Origin of the sequence: Variovorax sp. V213, from assembly GCF_041154455.1 — a bacterium.
In the GTDB taxonomy this organism is placed as follows: Bacteria; Pseudomonadota; Gammaproteobacteria; order Burkholderiales; family Burkholderiaceae_C; genus Variovorax.
The window spans coordinates 1,050,642-1,077,271 of record NZ_AP028665.1 but is presented as its reverse complement, the minus strand read 5'-3'; the positions used below and the strand labels follow the sequence as shown (position 1 = coordinate 1,077,271).

At 63.2% G+C, this 26,630-nt stretch carries 23 protein-coding genes; 15 read left to right on the top strand and 8 right to left on the bottom strand.

Annotation, left to right across the window (positions count from 1 at the left end; genetic code table 11):
- Positions 1–11: 11 nt before the first annotated feature.
- From ACAM55_RS30320 to ACAM55_RS30310, 3 genes are all read right to left on the bottom strand, one after another.
- Positions 12–473, bottom strand: coding sequence for a MaoC/PaaZ C-terminal domain-containing protein (locus ACAM55_RS30320; protein ID WP_286546165.1), 462 nt, complete (start codon positions 471–473; stop codon positions 12–14).
- A 56-nt stretch (positions 474–529) separates the two neighbouring features.
- Entirely contained in the window at positions 530–1,540 is a 1,011-nt protein-coding gene (locus ACAM55_RS30315) for a CaiB/BaiF CoA transferase family protein (protein ID WP_369656939.1), read from the bottom strand.
- Positions 1,541–1,608: 68 nt separating this feature from the next.
- Positions 1,609–3,168 (bottom strand): class I adenylate-forming enzyme family protein, encoded by a 1,560-nt coding sequence (locus ACAM55_RS30310; protein WP_369656938.1) that lies wholly within the window; start codon positions 3,166–3,168, stop codon positions 1,609–1,611.
- Positions 3,169–3,461: 293 nt separating this feature from the next.
- Between ACAM55_RS30310 and ACAM55_RS30305 the strand changes: the two genes are divergently transcribed.
- The 3 genes from ACAM55_RS30305 to ACAM55_RS30295 all read left to right on the top strand — a co-directional run bounded on the left by ACAM55_RS30305 (position 3,462) and on the right by ACAM55_RS30295 (position 8,268).
- Positions 3,462–5,552 (top strand): PQQ-dependent dehydrogenase, methanol/ethanol family, encoded by a 2,091-nt coding sequence (locus ACAM55_RS30305; protein WP_369656937.1) that lies wholly within the window; start codon positions 3,462–3,464, stop codon positions 5,550–5,552.
- Between the two features lie 102 nt (positions 5,553–5,654).
- Positions 5,655–6,119 carry a (2Fe-2S)-binding protein gene (locus tag ACAM55_RS30300; protein ID WP_369656936.1) on the top strand — a complete coding sequence of 155 codons (465 nt, stop codon included), beginning with the start codon at positions 5,655–5,657 and terminating at the stop codon, positions 6,117–6,119.
- A 10-nt stretch (positions 6,120–6,129) separates the two neighbouring features.
- On the top strand, positions 6,130–8,268 hold the full coding sequence (locus ACAM55_RS30295) for a molybdopterin cofactor-binding domain-containing protein (protein WP_369656935.1): 2,139 nt from the start codon (positions 6,130–6,132) through the stop codon (positions 8,266–8,268).
- Between the two features lie 231 nt (positions 8,269–8,499).
- On the opposite strand, the gene ACAM55_RS30290 is transcribed toward ACAM55_RS30295, so the two are convergent.
- From ACAM55_RS30290 to ACAM55_RS30270, 5 genes are all read right to left on the bottom strand, one after another.
- Positions 8,500–9,540, bottom strand: a complete 1,041-nt coding sequence (locus ACAM55_RS30290; RefSeq protein ID WP_369656934.1) for a Bug family tripartite tricarboxylate transporter substrate binding protein — start codon at positions 9,538–9,540, stop codon at positions 8,500–8,502.
- Between the two features lie 151 nt (positions 9,541–9,691).
- On the bottom strand, positions 9,692–11,131 hold the full coding sequence (locus ACAM55_RS30285; RefSeq protein ID WP_369656933.1) for an aldehyde dehydrogenase family protein: 1,440 nt from the start codon (positions 11,129–11,131) through the stop codon (positions 9,692–9,694).
- A 134-nt stretch (positions 11,132–11,265) separates the two neighbouring features.
- Positions 11,266–12,093: a LuxR C-terminal-related transcriptional regulator gene (locus ACAM55_RS30280; protein WP_369656932.1), complete on the bottom strand. Its 828-nt coding sequence runs from the start codon at positions 12,091–12,093 to the stop codon at positions 11,266–11,268.
- Positions 12,094–12,139: 46 nt separating this feature from the next.
- Complete coding sequence (locus tag ACAM55_RS30275) at positions 12,140–12,286, bottom strand: hypothetical protein (RefSeq protein WP_369656931.1); 147 nt, start codon at positions 12,284–12,286, stop codon at positions 12,140–12,142.
- A gap of 244 nt (positions 12,287–12,530) precedes the next feature.
- The gene (locus ACAM55_RS30270) at positions 12,531–13,232 is read right to left on the bottom strand and encodes a TetR/AcrR family transcriptional regulator (RefSeq protein ID WP_369656930.1); all 702 of its coding nucleotides are present in this window, start codon (positions 13,230–13,232) and stop codon (positions 12,531–12,533) included.
- A 388-nt stretch (positions 13,233–13,620) separates the two neighbouring features.
- Between ACAM55_RS30270 and ACAM55_RS30265 the strand changes: the two genes are divergently transcribed.
- From ACAM55_RS30265 to ACAM55_RS30210, 12 genes are all read left to right on the top strand, one after another.
- Positions 13,621–14,427 (top strand): MaoC/PaaZ C-terminal domain-containing protein, encoded by an 807-nt coding sequence (locus tag ACAM55_RS30265; protein ID WP_369656929.1) that lies wholly within the window; start codon positions 13,621–13,623, stop codon positions 14,425–14,427.
- A gap of 48 nt (positions 14,428–14,475) precedes the next feature.
- Positions 14,476–15,144, top strand: a complete 669-nt coding sequence (locus ACAM55_RS30260; RefSeq protein ID WP_369656928.1) for a nitroreductase — start codon at positions 14,476–14,478, stop codon at positions 15,142–15,144.
- A 16-nt stretch (positions 15,145–15,160) separates the two neighbouring features.
- The gene (locus tag ACAM55_RS30255; protein ID WP_369656927.1) at positions 15,161–16,303 is read left to right on the top strand and encodes a CaiB/BaiF CoA transferase family protein; all 1,143 of its coding nucleotides are present in this window, start codon (positions 15,161–15,163) and stop codon (positions 16,301–16,303) included.
- Between the two features lie 58 nt (positions 16,304–16,361).
- Positions 16,362–16,613, top strand: coding sequence for an acyl-CoA dehydrogenase family protein (locus ACAM55_RS30250; protein WP_369656926.1), 252 nt, complete (start codon positions 16,362–16,364; stop codon positions 16,611–16,613).
- A 116-nt stretch (positions 16,614–16,729) separates the two neighbouring features.
- Positions 16,730–17,941 carry an acetyl-CoA C-acetyltransferase gene (locus ACAM55_RS30245; RefSeq protein ID WP_369657504.1) on the top strand — a complete coding sequence of 404 codons (1,212 nt, stop codon included), beginning with the start codon at positions 16,730–16,732 and terminating at the stop codon, positions 17,939–17,941.
- A gap of 23 nt (positions 17,942–17,964) precedes the next feature.
- Positions 17,965–20,085 (top strand): 3-hydroxyacyl-CoA dehydrogenase NAD-binding domain-containing protein, encoded by a 2,121-nt coding sequence (locus ACAM55_RS30240; RefSeq protein WP_369656925.1) that lies wholly within the window; start codon positions 17,965–17,967, stop codon positions 20,083–20,085.
- 15 nt (positions 20,086–20,100) lie between these two features.
- On the top strand, positions 20,101–20,523 hold the full coding sequence (locus tag ACAM55_RS30235) for a PaaI family thioesterase (RefSeq protein WP_369656924.1): 423 nt from the start codon (positions 20,101–20,103) through the stop codon (positions 20,521–20,523).
- A 41-nt stretch (positions 20,524–20,564) separates the two neighbouring features.
- Positions 20,565–21,728 carry an acyl-CoA dehydrogenase family protein gene (locus ACAM55_RS30230; RefSeq protein ID WP_369656923.1) on the top strand — a complete coding sequence of 388 codons (1,164 nt, stop codon included), beginning with the start codon at positions 20,565–20,567 and terminating at the stop codon, positions 21,726–21,728.
- A gap of 45 nt (positions 21,729–21,773) precedes the next feature.
- A complete protein-coding gene (locus ACAM55_RS30225) occupies positions 21,774–23,432 on the top strand; it encodes a CocE/NonD family hydrolase (RefSeq protein ID WP_369656922.1) in 1,659 nt (552 codons plus the stop codon).
- Positions 23,433–23,447: 15 nt separating this feature from the next.
- A complete protein-coding gene (locus tag ACAM55_RS30220) occupies positions 23,448–24,155 on the top strand; it encodes a nitroreductase (RefSeq protein ID WP_369656921.1) in 708 nt (235 codons plus the stop codon).
- 102 nt (positions 24,156–24,257) lie between these two features.
- Positions 24,258–25,334, top strand: coding sequence for a phosphotransferase (locus ACAM55_RS30215; protein WP_369656920.1), 1,077 nt, complete (start codon positions 24,258–24,260; stop codon positions 25,332–25,334).
- A 50-nt stretch (positions 25,335–25,384) separates the two neighbouring features.
- Entirely contained in the window at positions 25,385–26,605 is a 1,221-nt protein-coding gene (locus tag ACAM55_RS30210; protein ID WP_369656919.1) for an acyl-CoA dehydrogenase family protein, read from the top strand.
- The last annotated feature ends 25 nt before the right edge of the window (positions 26,606–26,630 follow it).

Sequence of the window (26,630 nt, the reverse complement as noted above, 5' to 3'; positions counted from 1 at the left end):
GGTCCGACTCGTCAGGCGGGCTTGCCGGCCATCAGCAGGGCCTGGTCGTACGTGAGCACGGTTTCGCCGCGCTGGTTCTTGGTGGTGATCGTCATCGCCACCACGCCACGACCGGGTTTGTTCGATTCGCGCGTGCTCGTGACCGTCGCCGACGTGAGAACCGTATCGCCGAATCGAACCGGGCTGGAGAAGCGCACGTTGTCCATGCCGAGGAAGCCAATCGTCGTGCCTTCGAACATGCCGGTCTGGTTCATCTGGCCCGAAGTCACCGCGAGGGTGAGCAGGCCGTGGCCGATGCGCACGCCGAACATTCCCTTTTCGGCATAGACCTGGTTCACGTGGACGGGATTGAAGTCGCCCGACAGGCCGGCAAACAAGTTGACGTCGCCGCTCTCGATGGTTCGGCCCGACGTCTCGATGACTTCGCCGACTTGGAAGTCATGCCAATATTTTGCGTTTCGCGATTTGCTCATGGGAAGCTCCTGTTAGATAAGAAGAAAAATGGCGGACGGCGCCGCCCGAGAAAAACTCAGCCTGCAGCCGTGGCGGCCATCGCGTGTGCGATCGGCACCGGGTCGCGCACACCGGCGCTCGGCTGCGCGGCATATTTGGAAAAGCGCGGCACCGGACCGGCCTGGACGACACCGTCCACATCGATGAACGAGCCACGGGCTGCCAGGTGCGGGTGCCGGGGTGCCTCCGAAATGCCCAGCACGGGAGAGAGGCAATGGTCGCCGCTCTCCAGCAGCGTTGCCCACTCATCGCGCGTACGCGTCTTGAAAATCTGCTCGAACGATGCGCGCAGGGCGGGCCAATGCGAAGGATCGTCGCGTTGCGGTGGCGGTACGAGCCCTATGGCTTCGCACAGCCGCACATAGAACGGTTCTTCGAGCGGCCCGATCGAGATGTGCTTGCCGTCGGCGCATTCGTAGTTGCGGTAATGCGGCAGGCCGCCATCGAAGAGGTTCGACTCGCGCGTTTCGGTCCATTGCCCATCGGCGACCTGCTCGTGGATGGCAGTCATCAACGAGATGACGCCGTCGCACATCGCTGCATCGACCACTTGGCCCTGTCCGGTGCGCCGTGCGGCCATCAAGGCGGCGAGCATGCCGGACACCAGAAACATGGATCCGCCGGCGAAGTCTCCAATGAGGTTGAGCGGAAGAACGGGACGATCGCGGGGTCCGATGGCAGCAAGCGCACCGGTCACGGCGATGAAGTTGATGTCGTGCCCGGCGGTGGACTTCAAGGGGCCTGTTTGACCCCAGCCGGTGACCCGCCCGTACACCAGGCGCGGATTTTCTTTCAACAGGACATCCGGGCCCAAGCCCAGGCGTTCCATCGTGCCGGGACGGAAACCCTCGATCAGTGCGTCCGCGTTGCGGGCAAGGCCGCGCACATGGGCGAGGTCCTCCGGGTTCTTCAGGTCGGCCGCATACCGCTGGGAACGGCCTCGCTGCGAGATGGCAGTTGCTGATGCGGGTTGAGCGTCGGGCCGTTCGATGCGGATCACTGTCGCACCCATGTCGGCCAGCAGCATTGCTGCATAGGGGGCGGGACCGAGGCCTGCGAATTCGATGACCGTGAGGTCAGTCAAAGGACCTGTGCTCATTCGGGCTCGCTCCGGTCACGCAGGGCGCGGCGATCGACCTTGCCGGTGAGGCCGGTAGGCAGGGCGCTGAGAAAGTGAAATGCTTTCGGTACTTTGTAGCCGCTTAGCTTGCGAACGTCTTTCAGGTACGACTTCAGATCGTCTGAAGTCAGTCCCGCGCCCTTCGCAACGACGTACGCCACGATCCGCTGCCCGAATTTCGCATCGGTGCGTCCCACGACCACGCATGAGGCGACATTTTCATGGCTCATGATGTCCGCCTCGATCTCCTCGGCATGGACCTTGATGCCGCCGGTATTGATGACGTTGTCGGAACGACCGTTGACCCAAAGATAGCCATCCTCGTCGAGGTGACCCAGGTCACCGCTGCGCCACCAGCCGTCGATGAACTTCTTGTCGGTCAACGTTGGGTCACGCCAATAGCCGAGCGCCACCGACGATCCAGTGACGACGATCTCACCAGTCTCGCCGGGAGGCAGCACATCGTCGATTGAACCGTCGGGGTCGACGATGCGCACATCAGCACCTACCGTCGGCAGACCGGTCGAGCCGATCTTTCGGCCGTCGACCAGATCTTCGGCGGTAATCATGACCGCGCAGCCGTTGCCTGATTCGCCGGCCATGTAACCTGGGGCAATGCGTTTGCAGATACGTGTCGTCAAACGTGTGACGTCGTCCGCGGTGGGTGATTCGCCGCCGACGCCGATCAGTCTCAAACTGGTCAAGTCCCGTTTCGTCGTATCGAGATCGAGCACCATGCGCCACATGGTGGGCACCATGGGCAGGATCGTGACGCGCTCGCGCTCGACCAGCTCCAGCACTTGGGCCGGATCGAAGCGGCGGACGAAGTGCAGGCGGGATTTGCCGGCTATCGCCGGCAGCACGAACATCACCCAGCCGGCGAACGATGGGTTCATGGTGAGCATGAGCGTGTCGTGCCTGCGGATGCCCTCCAGGATCCCCGGACCGGCGACAGCACAGGCCAGCAGCGTGGCCTGGCTGTGCATGACGCCCTTCGGTTGGCCAGTGCTGCCCGATGAGAGAACGATGGACGCCAGCGATGCTGCGTCCGGGCGTTGACGTTCGTAGTCGAGCGGGGAGGCGCTGCCGATGAACGATTCCCAGGTGCCGGGCTCGTCATCGAGCGCAAGCGTTCGGATCGGCAGGCCGCATTCCTGCACTGCGGCATGGATAAGCGAAGCGAAGGCCGCATCGTGCACGACGAGCTTGGCGCCCAACCACTTCAACATTTCGGCGATTCGCTCAACCGAGTCGTTGCGCACGTGCAGGCTGGAAGCCACGTAGCCCCCTGCGATTGCGCCGAACCATGAAACCGCATGCGCGGCCGAACCAAGGCACATGAAGGCCACCACATCTCCCGGCGCCAGTGAGGCGCTGCGCAATGCGGAGGCGAAACGCAGGCTGCGATCCAGAGATTGCTCGCCGGTGTAACGGGTGTCCTGGTCGTCGGAGAACAGCGTGTTCGCGCCTTTCCAGCGGCAGGTGCGCACGTACAGGTCCGCGAGAGAACTGCACTTGCCGAAGCGGGTGGTCATGGAAGTCTCTTTCTGAACGGTGAGCTACGGTCACTCGGCAACTTGAGCGAAGGCGGTGACGGCGGCGCGTTGGGTTTGAAGCGAATCCTCGGGCTCAGGCGGATGGGGATTTCCCCATCCCTTCCGATTGAAATATAGATTAGCCTATTTGTCATGTCAATAGGGCTATCTAAAAAGCGACCCGAGCAAACCCTATCGCGAAAGCTCGCGATATCCCGCCGCCCCCACATTTCGAAAATGGCGCGGGACCCGCGGCCCGGCAGAACATGCAACAGATCGACAGGAGACTTCCGATGAAATCCATATTCAAGCCGCGGCTCGCCGCTGCGCTGCTGGCTGCGTTCGCACTTTGCGCATTGGCGGCGCCGGACAGCGGAGCGCCCGCTCGCAAAGTCGACACTGCCTTTATCCGGGGCAATGCCGCCACCACCGAGGAGTGGCCTAGCCACGGCCTGGACTATGCGGAGACGCGCTTCTCGCGCCTGGCGCAGATCAATACGTCCAACGTCAAGGACTTGGGCCTGGCGTGGTCCTACGATCTCGAATCCACGCGCGGTGTTGAAGCCACGCCGCTGGTGGTGGACGGCGTCATGTACGTCAGCGCCTCGTGGAGCATCGTGCACGCGATCGACGTGCGCAACGGCAAGCGGCTGTGGACCTACGACCCGAAGGTGCCGCGCGAGGAGGGCTACAAGGGCTGCTGCGACGTGGTCAATCGCGGTGTCGCGCTGTACCAGGGGAAGGTGTTCGTAGCCTCCTTTGACGGAAGGCTGATCGCGCTGGACGCGGGCACCGGCCGCAAGGTATGGGAGCAGGACACCGTCGAAGACCACAAGCGCAGCTACACCATCACTGGGGCGCCACGCGTCTTCAATGGCAAGGTGATCATCGGCAACGGCGGCGCCGAGTACGGGGTGCGCGGCTACATCACCGCCTACGATGCCAACACGGGCGAGCAGAAGTGGCGCTGGTACACCGTTCCCGGCGACCCGTCCAAGCCCTTCGAGGACGAGTCGATGGCGCGCGCCGCCAAGACCTGGGATCCGGCTGGAAAGTGGTGGGAAGCCGGCGGCGGCGGCACCGCCTGGGACGCGATGGCATTCGACCCCGAACTGAACCTGATGTACGTGGGCACCGGCAACGGCACGCCCTGGGCGCGCAGCAAGCGCAGTCCCGCCGGCGGCGACAACCTGTACCTGTCGTCAATCGTCGCGCTCAACCCCGATTCCGGCAAGTACGTCTGGCACTACCAGGAGACGCCTGGCGAAGAGTGGGATTTCACGGCGACACAACAGATCATCCTGGCGGACCTGACCCTCGCTGGCAAGTCGCGCAAGGTCATCCTGCATGCGCCGAAGAATGGCTTCTTCTTCGTGATCGACCGCATCACTGGCGAGTTTCTTTCGGCGAAGAACTTCGCCCCGGTGAACTGGGCGACCGGCTACGACGACAAGGGACGGCCGATCGAGACTGCCCTGGCCCGAGCAGGCGACCGGCCGCGCGAAATGATCCCCAGCGCCTATGGCGCTCACGGTTGGCACTCGATGTCCTTCAATCCGGTCACGGGCCTCGTGTACCTGCCCGCGCAGAGCCTTCCGATGACGATGATGGACAACAAGGATTGGAAGCTCAACATGGCTCAGCCGGGCGCGCCTTTCAGCAACCTGGGCTGGAACATGGCCGTCTACGCGAATGCGCAACCGCCTGCGAGCAAACCCTTCGGCAGGCTGGTGGCTTGGGACCCGGTCCACCAGAAGGCGGTCTGGACGCATGAGCATGGTTCACCATGGAACGGCGGCACGCTCACCACCGCCGGCAATCTGGTGTTCCAGGGCACCGCGGACGGCCGCTTCATAGCATTCGACGCGCGCGACGGCAGACCGCTGTGGGAAACACCCACCGGCACCGGCGTTGTGGCCGCGCCGGTGAGCTACATCGTTGATGGCAAGCAGTACGTTTCCATCGCCGTGGGCTGGGGCGGGATGTATGGGCAGTCCAGCCGCCACACCGACCGTAAGGGACCCGGCACCGTGTACACCTTCGCAGTGGGTGGCAAGGCGCCGATGCCTGCGTTCGTCGCCTACAACCTGGGCGGTTTGGTGTCCGGCGTGAAATACAAGGCCGAGGATGTCAACCCAGGCCGGGCGCTGTACATCAGCAACTGCATTTTTTGCCACGGCTTCCCAGGCGTGCAAAAAGGTGGAAATCTGCCCAACCTCGGCTACATGGACAAGGCATACATCGAGAACCTGGACAAGTTCGTCTTTAAGGGCCCCGCCATGTCGCGCGGCATGCCCGATTTCACCGGCAAGCTCAGCGCCGACGAAGTGGAGAAGATCAAGGCCTTCATCCAGGGAACGGCCGATGCGATCAGGCCCAAGTGACTTTCACTCCCTCTCCCGCTGGGGGAGGCCGCGCGGCGCAACTGGCTGGCAGGCGTGGAGTTGATGCGCCGTTTCGATCGATAGAAAAGGAAAGAAAACCTCATGAGCGTGAAATTCAACCTCAATGGCAAGGCCGTCTCGGCCAGCGCCGAGCCCGACACCCCCTTGCTGTGGGTCATTCGCGACGAGATCGGCCTGACCGGCACCAAGTTCGGCTGCGGCATGGCCTTGTGCGGCGCCTGCACTGTGCACCTGGACGGCCAACCCGTGCGCTCGTGTCAGACCCCTTTGTCGGCAGCGGCAGGCAAGCGGGTGGCGACCGTGGAGAGCCTGTCGCGCGACAACAGCCATCCGCTGCAGAAAGCCTGGATCAAGCACGACGTGCCGCAGTGCGGTTACTGCCAGTCGGGTCAGCTCATGAGCGCCGCGGCGCTGCTGTCACGCAACAAGAACCCGAGTGACGCCGACATCGACCAGGCCATGAGCGGCAATCTGTGCCGCTGCGGCACTTATCCGCGCATCAAGGCCGCCATCAAGGATGCCGCCGTGATGCTGCGCAAAGCCTGAGGAACACACCATGAACAATGCCATTGCCTCGCGCCGCGACTTTCTCAAGACCTCCGCCCTCGCCAGCGGCCTGCTGCTCGGTGTGAGCCTGCCGGGCCTGCGCGATGCCAAAGCAGCCGGCACCTTGCACACGCCCAATGCCTGGGTGCACATCGCCGACGACAACACCATCACCCTCATCACCGCCCGCTCCGAGATGGGGCAGGGCGTGTACACCTCGCTGCCTATGCTGCTGGCCGAAGAGCTGGGCGTGGATCTGGCCAGTGTCAGGGTCGCGTTCGCCCCGGCCAACGCCAAGGCCTACGGCAATGCGCTGTTCCGCGGTACGCAGCTCACGGGCGGCTCCACCTCTGTGCGCGAGGGCTGGGAGCGCCTGCGTATCGCAGGTGCACAAGTGCGCGAGATGCTCGCCAGCGCTGCGGCCGCCCGCTGGGCGGTTGCGCGCGATCAGGTCCAGCCGGGCAATGGCTATGTCACCGGCCCGGCAGGGCGCAAGGCGAGTTTCGGCGAACTCGCGGCCACGGCGGCCACGATGCCGGTGCCGGAGAAGCCGCTTCTGAAGGACCCCAAGGACTTCCGCATCGTCGGCAAACGCACGCGTCGCCTGGACACACCGTCCAAGGTCAACGGCACGGCGCGTTTCGGCGTCGACGTCAAACTGCCTGGCATGCTATACGCGGCGCTGGAGCAATGCCCGGTGATCGGCGGCACCGTCAAGCGCGTCGATTCATTCAAGGCCAAGGGCATGCCGGGTGTGGTGGACGTGGTGCAGATCCCCGACGGCGTGGCGGTGGTGGCCGACAGCTGGTGGCGCGCCAACCAGGCGCGCAAGGCGCTGGTCGTCGAGTGGAACGAGGGCGCGGGCGCCGCGCTGGACCACAACGCCATGCTGGCCGGCACGCGGGCGGCGCTAGGGAGCGGCACGCCGATACTGGGCAAGGCGCAAGGCGATGCCGATGCCGTGATTGCCGCCTCATCGCGCGTGGTGCGCGCCGAGTACGTGAGCCAGCTGCTGGCGCATTCGGCGATGGAACCGATGAACTTCACCGCGCACTATGACAACGGGCGCGTGCACCTGATCGGTCCCACGCAGTGGCAAGACGCCGCGCAGCGCGCGGTGGCCGCGGCAGTGGGCGTGAAGCCCGAGGACATCACACTGGAAACCACCTTCCTCGGAGGTGCCTTCGGCCGACGCATAGACATGGACTTCGTCATTCAGGCCGCGCAGATCTCCAAGGCCGTGGGCAAGCCGGTCAAGCTGCTGTGGTCGCGCGAGGACGACATGACGCATGACTTCTACCGGCCGCTGGCGGTGCACAGCCTGGCTGCCGCCCTGGGTGCTGACGGCAAGCCGACGGCCATGACGTTTCGCATGGCGTCTCAATCCGTGGGCATGCGCTCATTCGGCATCCCGGCCTCGGTGCAAGACCCGACGATGATCGAGGCGGCGATTGCGCCCTACGAGATTCCGGCCTCGCGGCACGACGTGGTCAAGCACGACGCGGGGCTGCGCGTGGGCTTTTGGCGCTCTGTCAGCCACCTGCTCAATGCTTTTGCCAACGAGAGCTTCATCGACGAGCTGGCCAAGGTGGCCGGTAAGGACCCCTACGAGTACCGCCTGTCGCTGGTGGCCAGCCAGCCGCGCTTTGTGCGGGTGCTGCAACTCGCCGCCGAAAAATCCGGCTGGGGCAAGGCGCTACCGGCCGGCCGCGCCCGCGGCATCGCGCTGATGGAGGGCTACGGCACCTACATGGCCCAGGTGGCCGAGATCAGCCTTGACGCTCAGGGGGCAGTCAAGGTGCATCGCGTCACCGTGGCGGCCGACCTGGGCCGCATGGTCAACCCCGACACGGTGGAGGCGCAGATCCAGTCCAGCGTGATCTTCGGCATGGGTGCCGCGCTGATGCAGGAGATCACCGTTGACAAGGGCCGCGTGCAGCAGACCAACTTCCACGACTTCCCGCTCGTACGCATGAATGAAGTGCCGACCATCGACATCGTGCTTGTCGATAGCACCGAGGCACCCGGCGGCATCGGTGAGCCGGCCACCGCAGTGGTCGTGCCGGCCATCGCCAATGCAGTCGCCGCGCTCACCTCCAAGAGGCTGCGCAGACTGCCCTTGACGGCCGAGGCGATCAAGATGGCTTGAGGCTATGCACCGCTTGCGCTGCCCTTTGGGCATGAAGGCCAGCGCCGCGGTTGCGCGTCTTGCCCAGACGGAAAAAAAGGCCGCGAAAGCGGCCCGTAGCCCGTAGCCCGTAGCCCGTAGCCCGTAGCCCGTAGCCCGTAGCCCGTAGCCCGTAGCCCGTAGCCCGTAGCCCGTAGCCCGCGGACCGCGGACCGCGGTCCGCTGGTGCCCGGGACTGCAAGGGTGCGGGTGTCAATCCAGGCGCACGTTGGCGGCCTTGATCAGGTCGCGGTAGTACTCGTAGTCCTGCCGGAAGTACATATCAAACATGTTGGGCGTGCCACCCGCCGGAGTGACGCCGAATCCCTTGAGCCATGCTGCGTACTCGGGCTTGCTCACCGCGGTGGTAACGTCCCTGGCGATCTTGTCGACGATCGACCTGGGTGTCTTTGCCGGCGCAAACAGACCCATCCATTGGTCCCGCGTGAAACCATCCAGCCCCGCTTCCTCCAGCGTGGGCACCTGCGGCAACACCGTAGAGCGCGTGGCGCCCGTGGAACCGATCGCCAGAACCTTGCCGCTGTCCAAACCTATGCGGGTGGTGGTGTAGGGCATCAGGCCCGAGTCGATCTCGCCGGTCATCAGTCCCTGCACGACGAGGGCCGTGCTCTTGTAGGGTACGTGAAGGATTTCGACCTTGGCCTTTTTTTGCAGGGCGGTCAGGAGCAAGTGCGAGGTGGAGCCATTGCCATACGACCCGAAAGAAAGCTTTCCAGGTTTGCGGCGCGCCAGTTCGATGAATTCGCCTATTGTGTTCACACCAAGGGACTTGGTAACGGCGAAGTACAAGGGCTCCGTGGATACGCGAACGACGGGCGTCAGGTCAGCCAAGGTGTCGAAGGGCATTTTCGCGCGCAGGTGCGGGTTTTGAGCGATGGTCGCGATCTGCGCCAGTATCGTGTAGCCATCGGGCTTGGCATGCGCGACCTCGGCGGTGCCAATGATCGAGTCGCCCCCTCCCTTGTTGTCAACGACCACCGACTGTCCCCACATCGTTTCAAGTTCGCGCGCCAGACGTCGCGCCGCAGCGTCGATGCCTCCCCCTGCGCCGTATGGCACGACCAGCCGCACCGGGCGGTTGGGATATTCCGGTTCCGCCCCCAAGGCCTGTTGAGCCAATAGAGGAAGGGACGTCAGGCAAAGAGTCGCTTGTCGACGGTTGAGTTTCACTGAAAGCTCCTGCGCGGCGATGCCGCCGATGTGGGGGGAGAAGGAGAGGAGTGCCTCGCACATTGCAGCTCTCTTAGTCCTTCTTGATCTGAATATAGATTTCGCAATCTGCTGTGTCAATAGGACTATCGATAAGGCTGTTTAAAGCAACAGGACGGATCGGATCGCCATGGTGCGGGCCCGCCTCACCCCTTGAGCATTCCTTTCAGCCTCTTCATTGCGCCTTCTTTTTGAGGCTGATGATCTGCGGCTGCGTCACCGCCTTCAAGCCTTCGGCGCCGAACTGCACGCCCCAGCCCGACTTCTTGACGCCTCCGAACGGCACCATTGGATGGATCACGCCGTGGTGGTTGATATAAACAGAGCCGGCCTCGAGGCGCGAGGCAACCGCTCGCGCTTTCTCGATGTCGGGGCTCCACACCGAAGCGCTCAAGCCCACCTCGACGCGGTTCGCCTGGGCGATCGCGTCCTCGAGGTCGTGATAACGGATCACCGGCAGCACTGGCCCGAACTGCTCCTGGTCGACCAGGCTGGCACCCTCGGCAATGTCGGTGACCAGCGTGATTGGATAGAAGTTGCCGGCACCCGGCTCGCCGCCGCAAACAATGGTCGCGCCGCCGGCGCGCGCCTCATCCACCAGCTTGCGCACCTTGTCGAACTGCATGCGGTTCTGGATCGGGCCCATCGCGATGCCGGGCTGGGCGCCATCGCCCATCGGCATCATCTCGGCGATGGCCTTGAGCTTGGCCACCAGCGCATCGTGCAGCGCATCGGGCACGTACAGCCGCTTGGCGGCGGTGCAGCTCTGGCCCATGTTGATGAAGGCGCCCCAGAAAAGGTCCATGGCGATGGCATCGGGGTCGGCATCGGCGAGCACGATCGCCGCGTCGTTGCCGCCCAGTTCCATTGTGGTGGGCGTGAGGTTGCGCGCCGCCACCGCTGCGACCTTCGCGCCCGTGGTCTCCGAGCCGGTGAACATGATCTTGTCGATATCCGTGTTTTCGACCAGCCAGCCACCCACCTCGCCGGTGCCGGTGACCGTGTTGAGTACGCCCGGCGGCAGCACCTCGTTGATCAATCGCACCATCTCGAGCGTGCCGATGCTGGCATATTCCGAGGGCTTGATGACCACCGTGTTGCCTGCGCGCAGCGGCGCCGCGATCTGAAACATGGCGATCAGCAGTGGCCAGTTCCACGGCGCGATGGCCGCGATCACGCCGAAGGGTTTACGGTGCATCTCATCGCGCCGCGTCTCGTCCTCGAACACCACCTCCACCGGCATTTCCAGGCTGGCCGGCACCCGGGTCCAGGCTTCGCAGCCCAGGGCCTCGAGGCGCGCGCCGGGCACATCGGTCGGGCCCACGCCGCCCAGTGGCTTGCCTTGCTCGCGCGTCACCCAGCCGGCCAATAGCTCGGCGTTGTCGCGCAGCACATCGGCCACCTTCATCACCAGCGCACCGCGTTCGGCCTCCGGCCGCGCGGCCCAGGCGGGCTGCGCTTTGCGCGCCGCGCTCACCGCCTGCGCGACCTGCTCCTTGGTTGAGTGCGGAACGAGGCCGATGGCCTCGCCGGTCGCGGGGTTCTTGGATTCGAAGCTGCGCTCGGAGGTGACCGGGCGGTTATCGACGATGTTGGGGTAGGTTTGAAGGTTCATGGAACGGCAGTGTGCGAGCCTTCCGCGCATCCGGCATCGCGAACATTCGCGACGAGGCATGGTCTAAGCCAGGGCTTAGCCAAATCAGGTTCGCCATAGGGCCGCACGGATCGCCTGCGGCCCCGGATCGCCAGTTAATGCCGGCGCTGTCCCGACACGAGGTTCACCAGCCGCGCCGTCGAACTCACGCCCAGCTTGCTACGCGCGCTGCGCAACTGGTGATCGACGGTAGAGAACGAGCGATCGAGCTGACGCGCGATTTCCTTGTAGCTCAGCCCATTGACCGCGAGCCGCGCCACAGTGCGCTCGGCCGGGGTTAGTGTTTCGAGCAGCATAGGAACCTCCTCGTCCTGCGTCGGGCGCGTTCCCCGCCGTGTAGTGCCTTCGATGCGCAGCGATGTGCTCATCACTGGCCCGAGCACGACCGTCGCCACTTCCTCGAAGCGAGCGCGGCGCTCGTCGCGGGCCGGTTCGCAAAGGTCCAGCCAGTCTACGCACATCAGAGCCAACGGGCCCGTGTGGTCCATGATCGGTGCCGCCATCTTCACCCGCGTACCCATGCGTAGCAATTCGGCGCGGTTGCGCTGGCTGAGCAGCCGTTCCAACTCGAAGTCGCGCAGCACCGTCACGCCACGGGCATACCACAGGGCCTGCAGGCCCCAGTCGGCGACGTTCATTTCGATGCCGACTACCGAAGGAACGTCGCGGTCACGCCGCAAGGCCTCAGCCTGCGGTCGGAACCACGCATCGTCGGGGTGGCCGAAACCACAGTCCACCCGGTCGGCGTCGAATGCCTCGCGCAACCAGTCCGCAGCGATACTCAAGCAGTCGTTGGGCGCGTCGAGGTGCAGCAGCAGATGCGCAGCGAGGTCGCGTGCCGGCCGCCAGTGGATGGCACCAGGAGTGTCCAGCAGGCTCAGGCGCAGTCGGCGCTGCGCGGACATCAAATTCTCATCGTTCATGCCCGCAGCGCTCGCTCTGGTTGTGTTGCCAAGGTGCGCCGTATGTTCAGTCCAGTTGCAGCTCGGCGGCCTTGATCAGCTCGCGACAGTAGTCGGAGTCCTGTCGGACAGTCACTCCGAAGGCCTCGGGCGTCCCGCCGGATGGTGTGGCGCCCACATCTTTGAGCCAGGTTCCGAACGCAGGCTTGTTCACGGCGGGTCAGTCTCATCAGGGCTCCTGGAAGAACTGTTGAAGCCGGTCCTGTTTTATCTAATAGAACGACTACTTATATGAACAGTTTGAGGCAAACCGAGGACGGAACGGCTTAGGGGTTTCCCGAGCGTGATCGCCCGCGCGGTGTGTACGCCAGCAAATGGACCGAGCCAAGCAATCCCCGGCTCGCGGCGGGGAGGCGAGATCGACGATCAGACTCCGGCTCAGAAGAGGCGGTGGCTCATCACCTCTGAGAGAGGCCGTGCAAGAGCATCTCGAGCAGGTTGTCCGATATCTCTGCCACGGCCTGATCGGTCTGCACTTCGACGTTGTGGACCATGCGGATAAGCGGCGCCAAGGAAAAGATGAACGAGCAGGCGTTGACTATGGCGTTGGTGGCGATGTAGGTGGGAATAAGCTTGGTCGTTCCTGTCGCGTTCGCCTGGCGCAGGGTTTCGTCCAAGGCCAGCAGGCGGGCCCGCACGAAGGTGTCTACCAGCCACTTCAGTCTGGGGCTCTCAGCCAAGGTTTCATGTACGAGGATTCGCGCGAGATTCGGCTGGTAGGCGCTGAGCGCGATAAATCGCCGGATCATCACCTTGAGCCGCATCAGCGGGTCGAGGTCCCGCAACTCGCTCATGTGAAGGGGAAAGCGCTGGTCCAAGTCCGCCATCATGAAGGTGATGCTCTCTCGCCAGAGTTCTTCCTTCGTACCGAAATGGTAGTGGATGATTGCCTGCGACATATCGGCGGCACGGGCAATCTCTCCCGTGGAAACCGCTTCAAATCCGTGCTGCGCAAACTTCGTGCTGGCAATCAGCAGGATGCGCTGTCTAGCTGTGCCCGACGGCTCCTTGCCCGGATCGGGCGACTTGCGCGGCGCGGTCGAATGGGCGCTCGCTGGCGGTTTGCGGGTGCGCGACGCGGCGAGCTTACGTTCAGGCATGAAGGCTCCTAGGGATGAGTGGTGTGGACCGACCTGACGGCGGACTGAAGCTCAGGCCTCAGGGCGCCAAAGAGGGACGACCAGCAATCATAGCGAGCCTGACCAGTCTGGCTGTTCGGCGCCGATTCATTGCTTTCCAGATGGCCAGCAATCCTAAGTAAAAACCCTCATAATACCGATTGAACTAACTGGCATACTGGTTGATCTACCAGTTTCTACAACTGGCCTTTATTGTTATACGGGGCAACGACATGAGAGCGTGGTTGGCAGAGCTGCAGGCCCATCAGGGCGCCCTTCCCTGGGAGCCGGCGTGAGACCCCTCGATGTCGACGCACTCCTAGCCTGGCCCTTCCGCGACGTTCACGTGGCGTACGGCGAGGAGCGGACCATGCTTCATGCGCTGTCTGTGGGTTTAGGCGGCGATCCTATCGACGAGCGCCAATTGCGCTACGTGTACGAGCCAGAACTGAAGGCATTCCCCACGCTTGCGCTGGCGATCGGCTTGACCGATGACGCCGACTACTTGCATGACCAGCGAATCGGAATTGACTTCCACCGCATGTTGCACGGCCAGACTGGCTTGCGCTGGCACAAGCCCTTGGCCGCGGCTGCCGAAATGACCAGCAGGTTCACTATCGAAAGCGCGACTGATCGTGGGGTGGACAAGGGCGCGGTACTTCGCTTCAGCCGCACGCTGCGCGACCGTGCCAGCGGTGACCTCATCGTCACGGAGACGGGTGTGTACCTGCTGCGTGGCAACGGCGGCTTCTTGCCGGGCATGGGAGCCGCCGGGTCGTCGACAGCCCCTGCACCCGTGCCACCGACACCTTGCAACCAGTCCGTCGAGCTCGCCACGTTGCCCCAATCCGCCTTGCTTTACCGGCTGGCGGCAGGCGACAGCACAGGCCTGCATGCGAGCCCAACTCTGGCGCGGCAGGCCGGCTTCGAGCGGCCGGTGCTGCAGGGGGGCTGCAGTTTCGGTGTGACCGCCCATGGCCTCATTTCAATGTTGTGCGACTACGACGGCGACCGATTGCTGGCGATGGACGCGCGCTTTACAGCCCCGGTCTTCCCAGGTGACCACCTGAAGGTAGAGGTCTGGCATACGGGGCCTGGGAAAGCGGCTTTCCGCACCACCTCCCTGCCCAGACGCGTGGTCGTGCTGGACAACGGGTCGTGCGAGTTCGCCGAGTAGCAGCCCAGAGTCGCTGGGCGCATTATTTTTGTGTATCAAGGAGATCCTGTGAACGTTTCGAAAGCCCTGGAATCGCGTACCGCCGTGCGCGCGTATTTGGATAAGCCTGTTCCCTCGGACCTGCTCCAGGAGATTCTCGTGACCGCGGCCAGGTCCCCATCGGGAGGGAACCTTCAACCCTGGCATGTATTGGCATTCACGGGCGATCATCTGAGTCGGTTCAAAGCCACCATTGCGGAGAAGTCACGAGCTCAGCCGATGGGGGAGGGTACCGAATACAAGATCTATCCTGACAGTCTCGGAGAGCCTTACAGGACGCGCCGATTCAAGAACGGGGAAGATCTCTATCGCGCCCTGGGCATCCCACGCGAAGACAAGGCGGCGCGTCTCGGGCAATTCGCAAAGAACTTCGGGTTCTTCGGCGCCCCCGTCGGGCTCATATTCGCGATCGATCGCGAGATGGAGCCGGGTCAGTGGGCCGATCTTGGCATGTACATGCAATCCGTAATGCTTCTTGCTCAAGAGCATGGCTTGAGTACGTGCCCGCAGGAGGCCTGGGCGTTGTGGCACAAGACCATCCAGGAGTTCGTCGATCTTCCCAAGAATCTCATGGTGTTTGCTGGCATGGCGCTCGGCTATGCCGACAGCAACCATCCCATCAACTCTTGGCGTAGCGATCGGGCTCCCGCGTCCGAATTCCTGACGATCCTGGCCTAAGGGAATCGGACTTCGCATGACCTGCGCTGGACCACTCCACGGCTATCGCATTGTCGAGTTTGCAGGCAAAGGGCCAGGCCCTTTGTGCGGCATGCTGCTTGGAGACATGGGCGCGGAAGTGATACGCATCGAAAGGCCGGTCGAACGCACCGGCGGCCGGCAATCGGACGAGGCGCTCGATATCGTCCACAGAAACCGCCGCTCCGTGGTGCTCGACCTCCGGCAGCCGCAGGCCAGGATCGCCGCCTTGCGTATCGCAGCGTCGGCCGACGGATTGATCGAAGGGTTCCGCCCTGGTGTCATGGAGCGGCTGGGTCTCGGTCCCGAGGCGTGCCTGTCTGCCAATCCTCGGCTCGTGTATGGACGAGTCACCGGCTGGGGACAGACCGGTCCGCTGGCGGCGCGAGCGGGACACGACATCAATTACCTGGGTCTAACCGGAGCGCTGCACGCAATCGGTCCAAGCGGCGGAGCCCCGGTGCCACCACTCAACCTGATCGCCGACTACGGCGGGGGTGCCATGTATCTGGCGTTCGGACTGGTGTGTGGGTTGCTCGAAGCGAAGACATCCGGCAAGGGACAGGTGATCGACGCGGCCATGACCGATGCGGTATCGAGCTTGATGACGCCAATCCATGGCCTCCACAACGCCGGTCTGTGGCAGGACAAGCGCGGCGTCAATCTGCTGGACGGAGGCGCGTCTTTCTACGGCGTGTACGAAACCCGCGATGGTGGGCACATGGCGGTCGGTCCCATCGAACCCGCGTTCTTCGTGGAGTTCATCCAGCGGCTCGGTCTGCCTGAGGATGAATTCGCTGAGCGCATGAATCCAGCCAATTGGCCAGCGCATCGCATCCTGATCCAAGCGGCATTCCGACAGAAGACGCGTGCTGAATGGGAGGGAGTGTTCGAAGGCTCCGACGCCTGCGTCACGCCTGTCCTGTCCCTGAGCGAGGCGCCCCAGCACCCACACAACCAGGCACGCGGCACCTTTGCTGAAGTGAACGGTGTCGTGCAGCCAGCAATAGCACCGCGGCTCTCGCGAACACCCGGCGGGGTGCGTTCCGCGCCGCCCCAGACCGGGGTGGACGGACGCGCAGTTCTTGAAGAGGTCGGCTTCGCCCCGGGGGAAATCGACGAGCTCCTCGGATCAGATTAGTGCGCGGCATGGACGACGCGATCACGCTGCCCAGAACCCTGTTTTCGGGTGGGGTGACATGCACGAGTACGCAATCTCACGGGCTTATGCGGATGCGCGCGCGGAGCGCATTGCCGGCGGCAGCTCCGACGTGACGAAAGAAATCGTCGCACGGACTTTGGGTCTCGCACGGGAAGTCACCCCACTGACAACCAAAACGGGCGCCCTGCGGAGCGGTAGGTCAAACATGACACAAGATTCAGAAATAAGGCGACCGTCTTTACCAGTGTGGCGAATCATGCAGGACGTGCCTTCTTACAGGTACATTTAAATATGAATGGCTATTTACTTTTATTCGGTTTGCGGGTCTAATGGGTAACGAACGGAGCAACGGCCAAGGCGCTGGCCTGGTGCGAAGCCAGTTTGCAGTCGGTTGAAAAAGGAAAAATCTTGGAAGCTTTCATCTACGACGCCGTGCGGACACCGCGCGGACGCGGCAAGGTCAACGGAGCGCTGCATACGGTCGCGCCGCTCGAACTAGGCGCTGCCGTCCTCAGGGCGCTGCCGCAGCGCGGCACCTTCTCGCCTGACCTGGTAGACGAGGTCATCTTCGGCTGCGTCGAAGCAGTGGACGACCAGGGGGCTAACCTGGCGCGCTCTGCCGTGCTGGAAGCCGGCTGGGGCGACACGGTTCCAGGCTTCATGGTCGCGAGATTCTGTGGCTCCGCCCTGGATGCGGTGAACACCGGCGCCGCCAAGGTCATGTCAGGACAGGCCGACTGCATCGTGGCGGGCGGCGTCGAGATGAATTCTCTCGTTCCGATGCTGGTGGGCACGGGCGGCCCCTCCGTCAGCGATGTGTTCTTCAACGACCGTGTCTTGCAGACACCCCAGGGCGTCGCCGCCGATCTGATTGCCACGCTCGAAGGCTTCTCCCGCACGGATGTGGACACGTTTGCGGCTGCGTCGCACCGCCGCGCGTTTGACGCGCAGCGCGCTGGCGCTTTCCAGCGTTCCCTGGTGCCGGTCCATGATCGGGTCGGCCATCTGCTACTCGCCGAAGATGAACTCGTGCGAAGCGACGTCACAGCCGAAAGTCTGGGAAAGCTGAAGGCCTCATTTGCCGAGAGCGGGCAAAAGATGGGCTTCGATGCGACGGTCCGCTATCGCTATCCGCAGGTCGACCGCATCGACCACATACATCACGCAGGCAATTCGTCAGGCATTGCTGATGGCGCATCGGCCGTGCTTCTCGGTAGCGAACGTGCTGGACGTAGCCTCGGCCTGACACCGCGCGCGCGCATCGTGGCTACCGCCAGCGCGGCCACTGACCCCTGCATCATGCTCACGGCCCCGGTGCCCGCCACTCGCAAGTGCCTCGAGCGTGCGGGGCTGACGGTAGACGACATCGACCTGTTCGAAGTCAATGAAGCCTTTGCATCGGTCGTACTTCATTTCATGCGCCACATGAAGGTGCCCCACGAAAAGGTCAACGTGGTAGGGGGGGCCATTGCGCTCGGCCACCCGGTGGGTGCGACAGGCGGCATGTTGGTGGGGACCGTGGTCGACGAATTGGAGCGCCGAAACGCAAAGCGCGCGCTAGTGACCATGTGTACCGGCCTGGGCATGGCGGTCGCGACCATCGTCGAGCGCGTCTGAACAACCAGTACAGGAAGCAAAAAGTGATTGACTATTCTGTAGGCAGCGACGGCATCGCTCAAATCATCTGGAACAACCCGAACGGGCCGGTGAACATCAAGAATGCCGAGTCGCGGGCCGCTTTTGTGAAGGCCGTCGACGCCGCGGTATCGGACCCAGCCGTCACGGGCATCGTCATCAGCTCAGCCAAACGAGACTTCTTGGCCGGCGGGGACATCGATGAGATCTACTCTGCGGCCAGCCCGGAAGCAGTCATCGCCAACGTGCGCGACATTGGGGCATGTCTGCGGCGCATGGAGCGCGCGGGCAAGCCCGTCGTGGCTGCGCTGAACGGCTCCGCACTGGGCGGTGGACTCGAACTCGCACTCGCCTGCCACTATCGCGTGGCGGCCGATGACCAGCGCCTGCGTATCGGATTGCCCGAGTCGACCCTGGGCCTCATTCCCGGCGCGGGCGGCACCCAGCGCCTACCTCGGCTGATCGGAATTGCCCCTGCGTCGAAATTGATGCTCGATGGGAAAGCCGTGAATGTTCTCGAGGCGAAGTCGCTGGGCATCATCGACGCGATCGTGCCCGCCGATGAACTCCTTGAGGCCGCACGGGTCTGGGCGTTGTCGCACTCGAACGTCGTACAGCCCTGGGATGCCAAGGGATTCCGCTACCTCGACTTCGAACCGCAATCGCGTGAAGGGCGTTGGTTTTTCTTCTATGGCTGGCCGAAGCTGCGTGGCAAGTCGCCGGCGGGTGATCTGGCTCCCGGCGCATTGCTGCATGTGCTGGCGCAAGGGCTGGAGCGCGGCATCGATGCTGGCCTGGAGATTGAGGCCCGCTACTTTGGCATGGTGGCAGCCTCGCCGTCGGCGAAGAACCGAATCCGCACCAGCTTCATGGCTGCGAACGCCGCGCGCAAGCTGGCGCGTCGGCCCGCGGGGGAGGCCACTTTCGAGCCGCGCCGTGTTGGCGTGATCGGTGCCGGCCTGATGGGCGCGGGCGTCGCACTGGTCTGCGCGCGCGCCGGACTGCAGACGGTACTCATTGACACGACGGACGAAGCCGCGCAGCGCGGCAAGGCTCGAATCGCCAAGACCTTTGATGGCGCCGTCGAGCGGAAGCTGATGACGCCTCAAGCGCGCGATGCCGCTCTGGCTCGCCTCGAAGCGGGTAACAACATGGCGGCGCTCGCAGGCTGCGACCTGGTCGTCGAGGCGGTCGTCGAATCCGTCGAGGTGAAATCCCAGGTCTTCCGCAAGATTGCCGAGGCGGCGGGTCCGCAGGTGCTGATCGCATCCAATACGTCGTCGCTGTCGATCAACGCACTTGCAAAGGGCTTGGCTCAGCCGGCCAACTTCATCGGGCTGCACTTCTTTGCGCCCGTCGACCGCATGCAACTGGTCGAGGTCATTCTGGGCGGCGAGACATCGCCACGCACACATGCGCACGCGCTGGATTTCGTCAAGCTGCTGGGTAAGACGGCCGTGGTGGTGAACGACGGGCCGGGCTTCTACACCTCGCGGGTGGTGGCTGCCTACACGCGCGAAGCCCTCACCATGCTCGACGAAGGTGTCTCGCCGGCGCTCATCGACAACGCTGCCTTCATCGCGGGGATGCCCATTGGCCCGCTGGCCATGGCCGACCTCACATCCTACGACCTGTTGACCGACATTCTTTCCAGCCTGCAGCGCGAGGGACGCGGCACCGCTTGCGAGTCCGACAAGGCGTTGTCCGCGGCGAAGAAGCTGGTCAAGGCTGCACGCGTGGGCCGCAAGGGCCAGGGCGGTGTGTATGACTATCCCGAAAGCGGCAAGGTCTTGTGGGCGGGGCTCAGCGAGGTGTTTCCGCCGCTGCGGCGGCAGCCTGAGGCGGACGAAGTGGTGCAGCGCTTGATGCACGTGCAGTCGCTGGAGACGATCCATGCGATCGACGAGGGCATCGCCGAAGACGCGATGGAGATCGATCTGGCCTCGGTGCTCGGCTGGAGCTATCCGGCCTGGCGCGGCGGCGTGCTTGCGCATGTGGACGACACGGGTCTCAAGGAATTCGTGCACCAGTGCGACGTGCTGGCCGAGCGGCACGGCCGCCGCTTCCTCAGCCCAGATTCGTTGCGTCGCCGCGCTGAGACGGGCGAGACCTTCCATGTGCATTGAGGCGAAGGGGCGGGCATGACAGCCGAATTCACCCTCGAGCAAGGCGCCCAGGTGCTGGCCGACGCCACCATGCCCGGTTGCGTGCGTGAGCTCGGCCTCACCGTGGAGCACCTGGGGAAGGGAAGCGCGACGCTGCGGATGCGGCCCACGCCGATGGCCTGCCGCGAAGGTGGTATCTACGCCGGCCAGGCGCTGTCGGCGTTGGCCGACACCGCCATGTGCTTTGCCATCTGGACCGACGGCCGCGGCCGCCGGCCCGTGGCCACGGTGGATCTGCACATGACCTTCCTGAGTGGCGGCGGCAAGGAAGACCTGCTGGCCAAGGCAGAAATCGTCCGTTCGGGCCGCACACTTTCGTTCTGCAAGGTTTCGATGGTGTTGGCCGATTCGGGCAAGGACGTCGCTTCCGCAGTGGCCACATTCAGCCTGCCGGCATAAGGCGCTCCCGTTCGCCATCAAGATCAAGCGAGAAGGTACCCATGATTGAACGCACTCTCTTCAGCCCCGAGCATGAGGCTTTCCGTGACAGCTTCCGCCGCTTCCTGGACAAGGAAATTGCGCCCTACCATGCCGCCTGGGAGGAGCAGGGCTACGTCGATCGCGCGGTATGGAAGAAGGCGGGCGACAACGGCTTTCTGTGCATGTCACTGCCCGAGGAATATGGCGGCTCCGGCGCGGACAAGCTCTACTCGGTGATCCAGATGGAAGAGCTGGCGCGAGGCGGCTTCAGCGGGATCGGCTTCAACCTGCACAGCGAGATCGTCGGCCCGTACATCTTGCGCTACGGCACCGAAGATCAGAAGAAGAGATTCCTGCCCAGGCTGGCGAGCGGCGAGATCATCGGCGCCATCGCCATGAGCGAGCCGGACGCCGGCAGCGACCTGCAGGGCATCAAGAGCACCGCGATCAAGCAGGCCGATGACAATTACCTGCTGAACGGCAGCAAGACGTACATCACCAATGGCTGGCACACGGACCTGGTCATCGTCGTCGCCAAGACCAACCCCACTGCCGGCGCAAAGGGCACGAGCCTCCTGCTGGTCGAACGCGGCATGAAGGGTTTGACGTACGGCAAGCCGCTCAAGAAGCTGGGCTTGAAAGCGCAAGACACCGGCGAGCTGTTCTTCGACGATGTTAGCGTCCCCGCCGGCAACCTGCTGGGCGGCGAGGCCTTGGAGAACAAGGGCTTCATCTGCCTGATGGAGCAACTGCCCTGGGAGCGCACCCAGATCGCGATCAGTGCCGTGGCCACCGCGCAGACCGCGATCGACCAGACGGTGCAATACGTCAAGGATCGCAAGGTGTTCGGCCGCACTGTTGCCGATTACCAGAACACCCGGTTTGTCCTCGCTGAACTGCAAACGGAGGTGCAGATCGCCCGTGTGTTCGTGGACAAGTGCATGGACCTGGTGCGAGAAGACAAGCTCGACGCCGCGACCGCCAGCATGGCCAAGTACTGGGCCACAGACCTGCAGTGCAAAGTGCTGGACCAATGCGTGCAGCTGCACGGCGGCTACGGCTACATGTGGGACTGCCCGATCACCCGTGCCTACGCCGATGCGCGCGTGCATCGCATCTACGGTGGCACCAACGAGATCATGAAAGAGGTGATCTCCAGAGCGATGGGAATGGCTGGGCGCTGAGCTGCCCAACCTATTCGGAAAATAACGTTGAAGGTGGAGTTGAAGATGGACAAGACTGATTTCGAACTGCGCTTTACTCGCGGCAAGCACCCCTCCGGGGGCGGATACGTCGGTCTCCGGCCCGGGTATCGGGTCGACGAGAAGCTGGGCATGGTCTGCGAGTACGACGTGCCGGTCACCATGCGCGACGGCGTGAAGATCTACGTCAACATCTTCCGTCCCAAAGCAGAGGGAAAGTACCCCGTGGTCCTGGCGTGGGCGCCTTACGGCAAGCACGAAGGCGCGGACGACTATTACGCGATGCTCCCGGGCTGTGGCGGATCGAAGGCATTGCATTCGGAATACGCCCGCTTCGAGGGGCCGGATCCGGCGGATTGGTGTCCCCATGGCTTCATCATCGTCTACGTCGATCCGCGCGGCGCCTGGGGTTCCGAGGGCGACCTGACTTTCATGAGCCCGCAAGAGGCACTCGATGGCTACGACGTCGTCGAATGGGCGGGAACCCAGGCCTGGAGCAACGGCAAGGTCGGCATGAACGGCGTCTCCTATCTGGGCTGGACCCAATGGAAGATTGCCGCGATGAATCCCCCGCATCTGGCGGCGATCAATCCCTGGGAAGGCGTGAGCGACTTCTATCGCGAACTGGTCTTCCACGGGGGCATCCGCAGCAATTTCACCGCGATGTTTCCGGGCACGATGTGCCGCCCCCGCAAACGCGCTGAGGATCTGCTGGCAATGGCCAAGGAGCATCCGCTGTTCGACGACTATTGGGCCAGCAAGAACGCCGATCTGTCGAAGATCACCGTCCCTGCGTTCGTCGTCGCGAGCTGGTCGGACCATGGCCTGCATACACGAGGCACATTCGAAGGCTTCAAGAAGATCTCTTCGAAGGAAAAGTGGCTCAGGGTCCATGGTCGCAAGAAGTGGGTCGACTACTACGACCACGTGGACATGCAGAGGCAGTTCTTCGACAGATTCCTGAAGGGCATCGACAATGAAGTGAAGTACTGGCCTGCGGTCAACCTTGAGGTGCGCCAGAAGTACAACGTCGGCAACTACCGAGCAGAGAATGAATGGCCTCTCGCTCGCACCAATTACACGAAGTTGTTCCTGGGTTCGAGCAACAGTTCCATGAGCACCTCGCCGTCGACGGAAGCTGAGCAAAGCCGCTACAGCGTTGACGACCTGAATGACAAGACTCAAAACGCATTCTTCGAGTTCGACTTCAAGGAGAGAACCGAACTCACCGGCTACAGCAAGCTGAAGCTTTGGGTAGAGGCTGTCGGCAGCGACGACATGGACTTGTTCGTGGTGTTCGACAAGTTCGATCGGACCGGCGACCGGGTGCCATTCCCCTCGCAGAGTGGCTTCGATCATGGTCCGGTGGCGTATGGGTGGTTGCGCGTTTCCCATCGCGAACTTGACGAAGAGCGATCAACGCCCCACCAACCTGTTCTCAAGCATCAGAGAGAGATCAAGCTGAGCCCCGGCGAAATCGTGCCGGTCGAAGTCGAGCTCTGGCCTGCAAGTGTCTTGTTCGAGCCAGGGGAAACGCTGCGGGTGACGGTCCTCGGCAGCGATCTCCATGCGCACGAAGCTTGGAAACACACCGCAGTGCGAACTGTCAACCGGGGGACGCATGTCATCCACACCGGAGGCAAATTCGATTCGCATGTGCTCGTGCCGGTCATTCCTGCCGATTAAGGCCTGGAGATTCGCATGCTGCCCACTCCTGAATCCATCGCAACGGTTGACGCCGCGATCACGTCGCGGCGCGCGGTGCGCGCCTTCCTGCCGACGCAGGTGCCGCGCCGGACGGTAGAGGAAATTCTCGACGTCGCTTCGCGCGCTCCGTCGGGCACCAACATCCAGCCGTGGAAAGTCTATGTCCTGGGCGGCGAGGCGAAGGCGTCCCTGTCGCGCAAGATCCTCGATGTCTACAACGATCCGGCCGCGCTCGCGCAGCAAAGCGAGGAGTTTCAGAATCACCCGACGGAATGGGTCCCGCCCTATATCGATCGGCGTCGCAAGGTCGGTTGGGAAATGTACAACCTGATTGGCATTGCAAAAGGCGACGCGGCGAAGATGCACGAGCAGCGCGGCCGAAATTACGAGTTCTTCGACGCACCGGTGGCGCTGATGTTCACGATCGACCGCATCATGGCCCCTGCCAGCTGGCTTGACTACGGCATGTTTCTGCAGAACGTGATGGTGGCGGCGCGCGCGCGCGGACTGCACACCTGCCCGCAGGGGGCGTTCCTGAAGTTTCATCGGGTCGTCATGGAACACATCGGCGCGCCATCCGAGGAAATGCTCCTTTGCGGCATGTCCATGGGATTTGAAGACACCGGTGCGCCGATCAACGCGCTGGTCAGCGAACGCACACCAGCGGCGAAATTCGCGACGTTCCTCGAAGTGCCTGAATAGAAGGGGCGACTGCAGAGGGTCTGGCGACGGCGGGTAGAGCACGCCACAACCCAAAGCCTCACCGAAGTACGACGGCGCACCAAACGAAAGTGACTTTCCGGTATGAATTCCTTCACTGGCACCCAACCCGTCGCCGAGCGGCATGCATTTGACGCTCTGAGGCTGGAGCACTTTCTCGCCGCGCGCTTGGCAGGTTTCGCCGGGCCAATGGCGGTCGAGCAGTTCAAGGGCGGGCAGTCGAACCCAACCTATAAGCTGATCACGCCCGGCAAGGCCTACGTGATGCGCGCCAAGCCAGGGCCGGCGGCGAATTTGCTTCCCTCGGCGCACGCAATCGATCGCGAGTTTCGCGTGATGAGCGCGCTCGGCGCAACCAGCGTGCCGGTCGCACAAGTCTATCTGCTGTGCGAAGACGAATCCGTCATCGGTCGCGCCTTCTATGTCATGGAGTTCGTCGAGGGTCGCGTATTGTGGGACCAGTCGCTGCCAGGCATGGACAACGCTGAGCGCGGGGCGATCTACGATGAGATGAACCGGGTCATGGCGGCGCTGCACTGTGTCGACATAGAGTCCGTCGGCCTGAGCAGCTTCGGCAAGCCCGGCAACTACTTCGAGCGCCAGATTGGCCGCTGGGGCAAGCAGTACGCCGCATCAATCACCGAGCCGATTCCCGCCATGGACAGCTTGATGCAGTGGCTGCCGGCGCATATCCCGGCGGCGGCGCGGGACGAATCGCAAACAGCCGTCGTACACGGCGATTTTCGGCTTGACAACCTGATCTTTCATCCGACCGAGCCGAGGGTGCTGGCCGTGTTGGATTGGGAGCTCTCGACACTGGGCCACCCGCTTGCCGACTTCAGCTACCACTGCATCTCGTGGCATATCGCGAACGGTACGGGGCCCAGCCTGGAGGGTCATGACATCGCCTCCCTCGGCATCCCGTCTGAACTCGAATACGTGCGCCGGTATTGCGAACGCACCGGGCGCAACAACGTAGATGAGGTGATGGCGGACTGGAACTTCTACCTCGCCTACAACCTGTTTCGCATCGCTGCGATCGTGCAAGGCATCGCAAAGCGTTCGCTGGATGGCACGGCGTCGAGCGCGCAAGCTGGACAGGCGGGGGCGGGCGTGAAGCGCATTGCCGTACTCGGCTGGCGGTTCGCCCAGGCAGGATAACGAACGCCGCGCCCACGGCCCCCCGTTCCCGAATTCAGGAGACAAAACGCATGGACTTCAACTACTCCCCACGAACGATCGAGCTACAGACACGGCTGAACGCCTTCATGGACGAGTACATCTACCCGGCCGAGACCACGGTGCTCGAAGAGTTGCAGGCGAACACCGCCGCAGGCAAGCGCTGGACCCCGCTGCAGGTGATTGAGAGACTGAAGGCCAAAGCCCGCGACGGCGGGTTGTGGAACTTGTTCCTGCCCGAGAGCGAATACGGCGCCGGACTCACGAACCAGGAGTACGCGCCGCTGGCCGAAATCATGGGCCGCGTCGTTTGGGCAAGTGAAGTCTTCAATTGCTCGGCGCCAGACACCGGGAACATGGAAATCATCGTGCGCTACGGCACGCCAGAGCAAAAGAAGCGCTGGCTCGAGCCGCTTCTTGCGGGTGAGATTCGAAGCGCATTTGCCATGACCGAAGCCGGCGTTGCGTCGTCCGATGCCACGAATATCGAGTCGCGTATCAAGCGCGAGGGGGACCATTACGTTCTGAACGGACGCAAGTGGTTTACCTCGGGCCCAGCCGACCCACGATGCGCGGTCTATATCTTCATGGGCAAGTCGGACCCGGACGCGCCGCGTCATACCCAGCAGTCGATGATCTTCGTTCCGGCTGATACCCCGGGTGTCAGGGTGGTACGTCCGCTGCAAGTATTCGGCTACGACGACGCGCCCCACGGCCACGTGGAAATGATCTTCGAGAATGTCCGCGTTCCGGCGTCGAATATGTTGCTCGGCGAGGGGCGGGGCTTCGAAATTGCGCAGGGGCGCCTTGGCCCTGGGCGCATCCACCACTGCATGCGGCTGATCGGCCTCGCGGAACGCGCGCTCGAATTGATGTGCCAGCGCGCAACGACACGGATCGCCTTCGGACGTCCCCTGTCGGATCAAGGCGTGACACGCGAGCGCATCGCCGAGGCGCGCTGCAAGATCGACATGGCGCGGCTCTTGACGCTCAAAGCTGCATGGATGATGGATGTGGTCGGCAATAAGGCGGCGTTGGCTGAGATTGCGATGATTAAAGTCGTCGCACCGCAGATGGCATGCGACGTCATCGACTGGGCAATTCAGCTGCACGGCAGCGCCGGCCTTAGCCCGGATTTTCCGCTAGCGCAAAGCTACATCACGGCACGGGCGGTGCGAATTGCAGATGGCCCGGACGAGGTCCACCGCAACACGGTTGCGAAGCTCGAACTCAATAAGTATGTGTCGCGCTGAGATTAAATACGTCTTGCGTAAGCGT

Bases quoted from the DNA above. Each gene is read 5' to 3' on its own strand.
- ACAM55_RS30230 (WP_369656923.1), top strand. From the start codon at position 20,565: ATGATTGAACGCACTCTCTTCAGCCCCGAGCATGAGGCTTTCCGTGAC.
- ACAM55_RS30225 (WP_369656922.1), top strand. From the start codon at position 21,774: ATGGACAAGACTGATTTCGAACTGCGCTTTACTCGCGGCAAGCACCCC.
- ACAM55_RS30305 (WP_369656937.1), top strand. From the start codon at position 3,462: ATGAAATCCATATTCAAGCCGCGGCTCGCCGCTGCGCTGCTGGCTGCG.
- ACAM55_RS30295 (WP_369656935.1), top strand. From the start codon at position 6,130: ATGAACAATGCCATTGCCTCGCGCCGCGACTTTCTCAAGACCTCCGCC.
- ACAM55_RS30255 (WP_369656927.1), top strand. From the start codon at position 15,161: ATGACCTGCGCTGGACCACTCCACGGCTATCGCATTGTCGAGTTTGCA.
- ACAM55_RS30250 (WP_369656926.1), top strand. From the start codon at position 16,362: ATGCACGAGTACGCAATCTCACGGGCTTATGCGGATGCGCGCGCGGAG.
- ACAM55_RS30315 (WP_369656939.1), bottom strand. From the start codon at position 1,540: ATGCTGCTGGCCGACATGGGTGCGACAGTGATCCGCATCGAACGGCCC.
- ACAM55_RS30215 (WP_369656920.1), top strand. From the start codon at position 24,258: ATGAATTCCTTCACTGGCACCCAACCCGTCGCCGAGCGGCATGCATTT.
- ACAM55_RS30210 (WP_369656919.1), top strand. From the start codon at position 25,385: ATGGACTTCAACTACTCCCCACGAACGATCGAGCTACAGACACGGCTG.
- ACAM55_RS30270 (WP_369656930.1), bottom strand. From the start codon at position 13,232: ATGCCTGAACGTAAGCTCGCCGCGTCGCGCACCCGCAAACCGCCAGCG.
- ACAM55_RS30285 (WP_369656933.1), bottom strand. From the start codon at position 11,131: ATGAACCTTCAAACCTACCCCAACATCGTCGATAACCGCCCGGTCACC.
- ACAM55_RS30310 (WP_369656938.1), bottom strand. From the start codon at position 3,168: ATGACCACCCGCTTCGGCAAGTGCAGTTCTCTCGCGGACCTGTACGTG.
- ACAM55_RS30320 (WP_286546165.1), bottom strand. From the start codon at position 473: ATGAGCAAATCGCGAAACGCAAAATATTGGCATGACTTCCAAGTCGGC.
- ACAM55_RS30300 (WP_369656936.1), top strand. From the start codon at position 5,655: ATGAGCGTGAAATTCAACCTCAATGGCAAGGCCGTCTCGGCCAGCGCC.
- ACAM55_RS30290 (WP_369656934.1), bottom strand. From the start codon at position 9,540: ATGTGCGAGGCACTCCTCTCCTTCTCCCCCCACATCGGCGGCATCGCC.
- ACAM55_RS30220 (WP_369656921.1), top strand. From the start codon at position 23,448: ATGCTGCCCACTCCTGAATCCATCGCAACGGTTGACGCCGCGATCACG.
- ACAM55_RS30235 (WP_369656924.1), top strand. From the start codon at position 20,101: ATGACAGCCGAATTCACCCTCGAGCAAGGCGCCCAGGTGCTGGCCGAC.
- ACAM55_RS30265 (WP_369656929.1), top strand. From the start codon at position 13,621: ATGCTTCATGCGCTGTCTGTGGGTTTAGGCGGCGATCCTATCGACGAG.
- ACAM55_RS30280 (WP_369656932.1), bottom strand. From the start codon at position 12,093: ATGAACGATGAGAATTTGATGTCCGCGCAGCGCCGACTGCGCCTGAGC.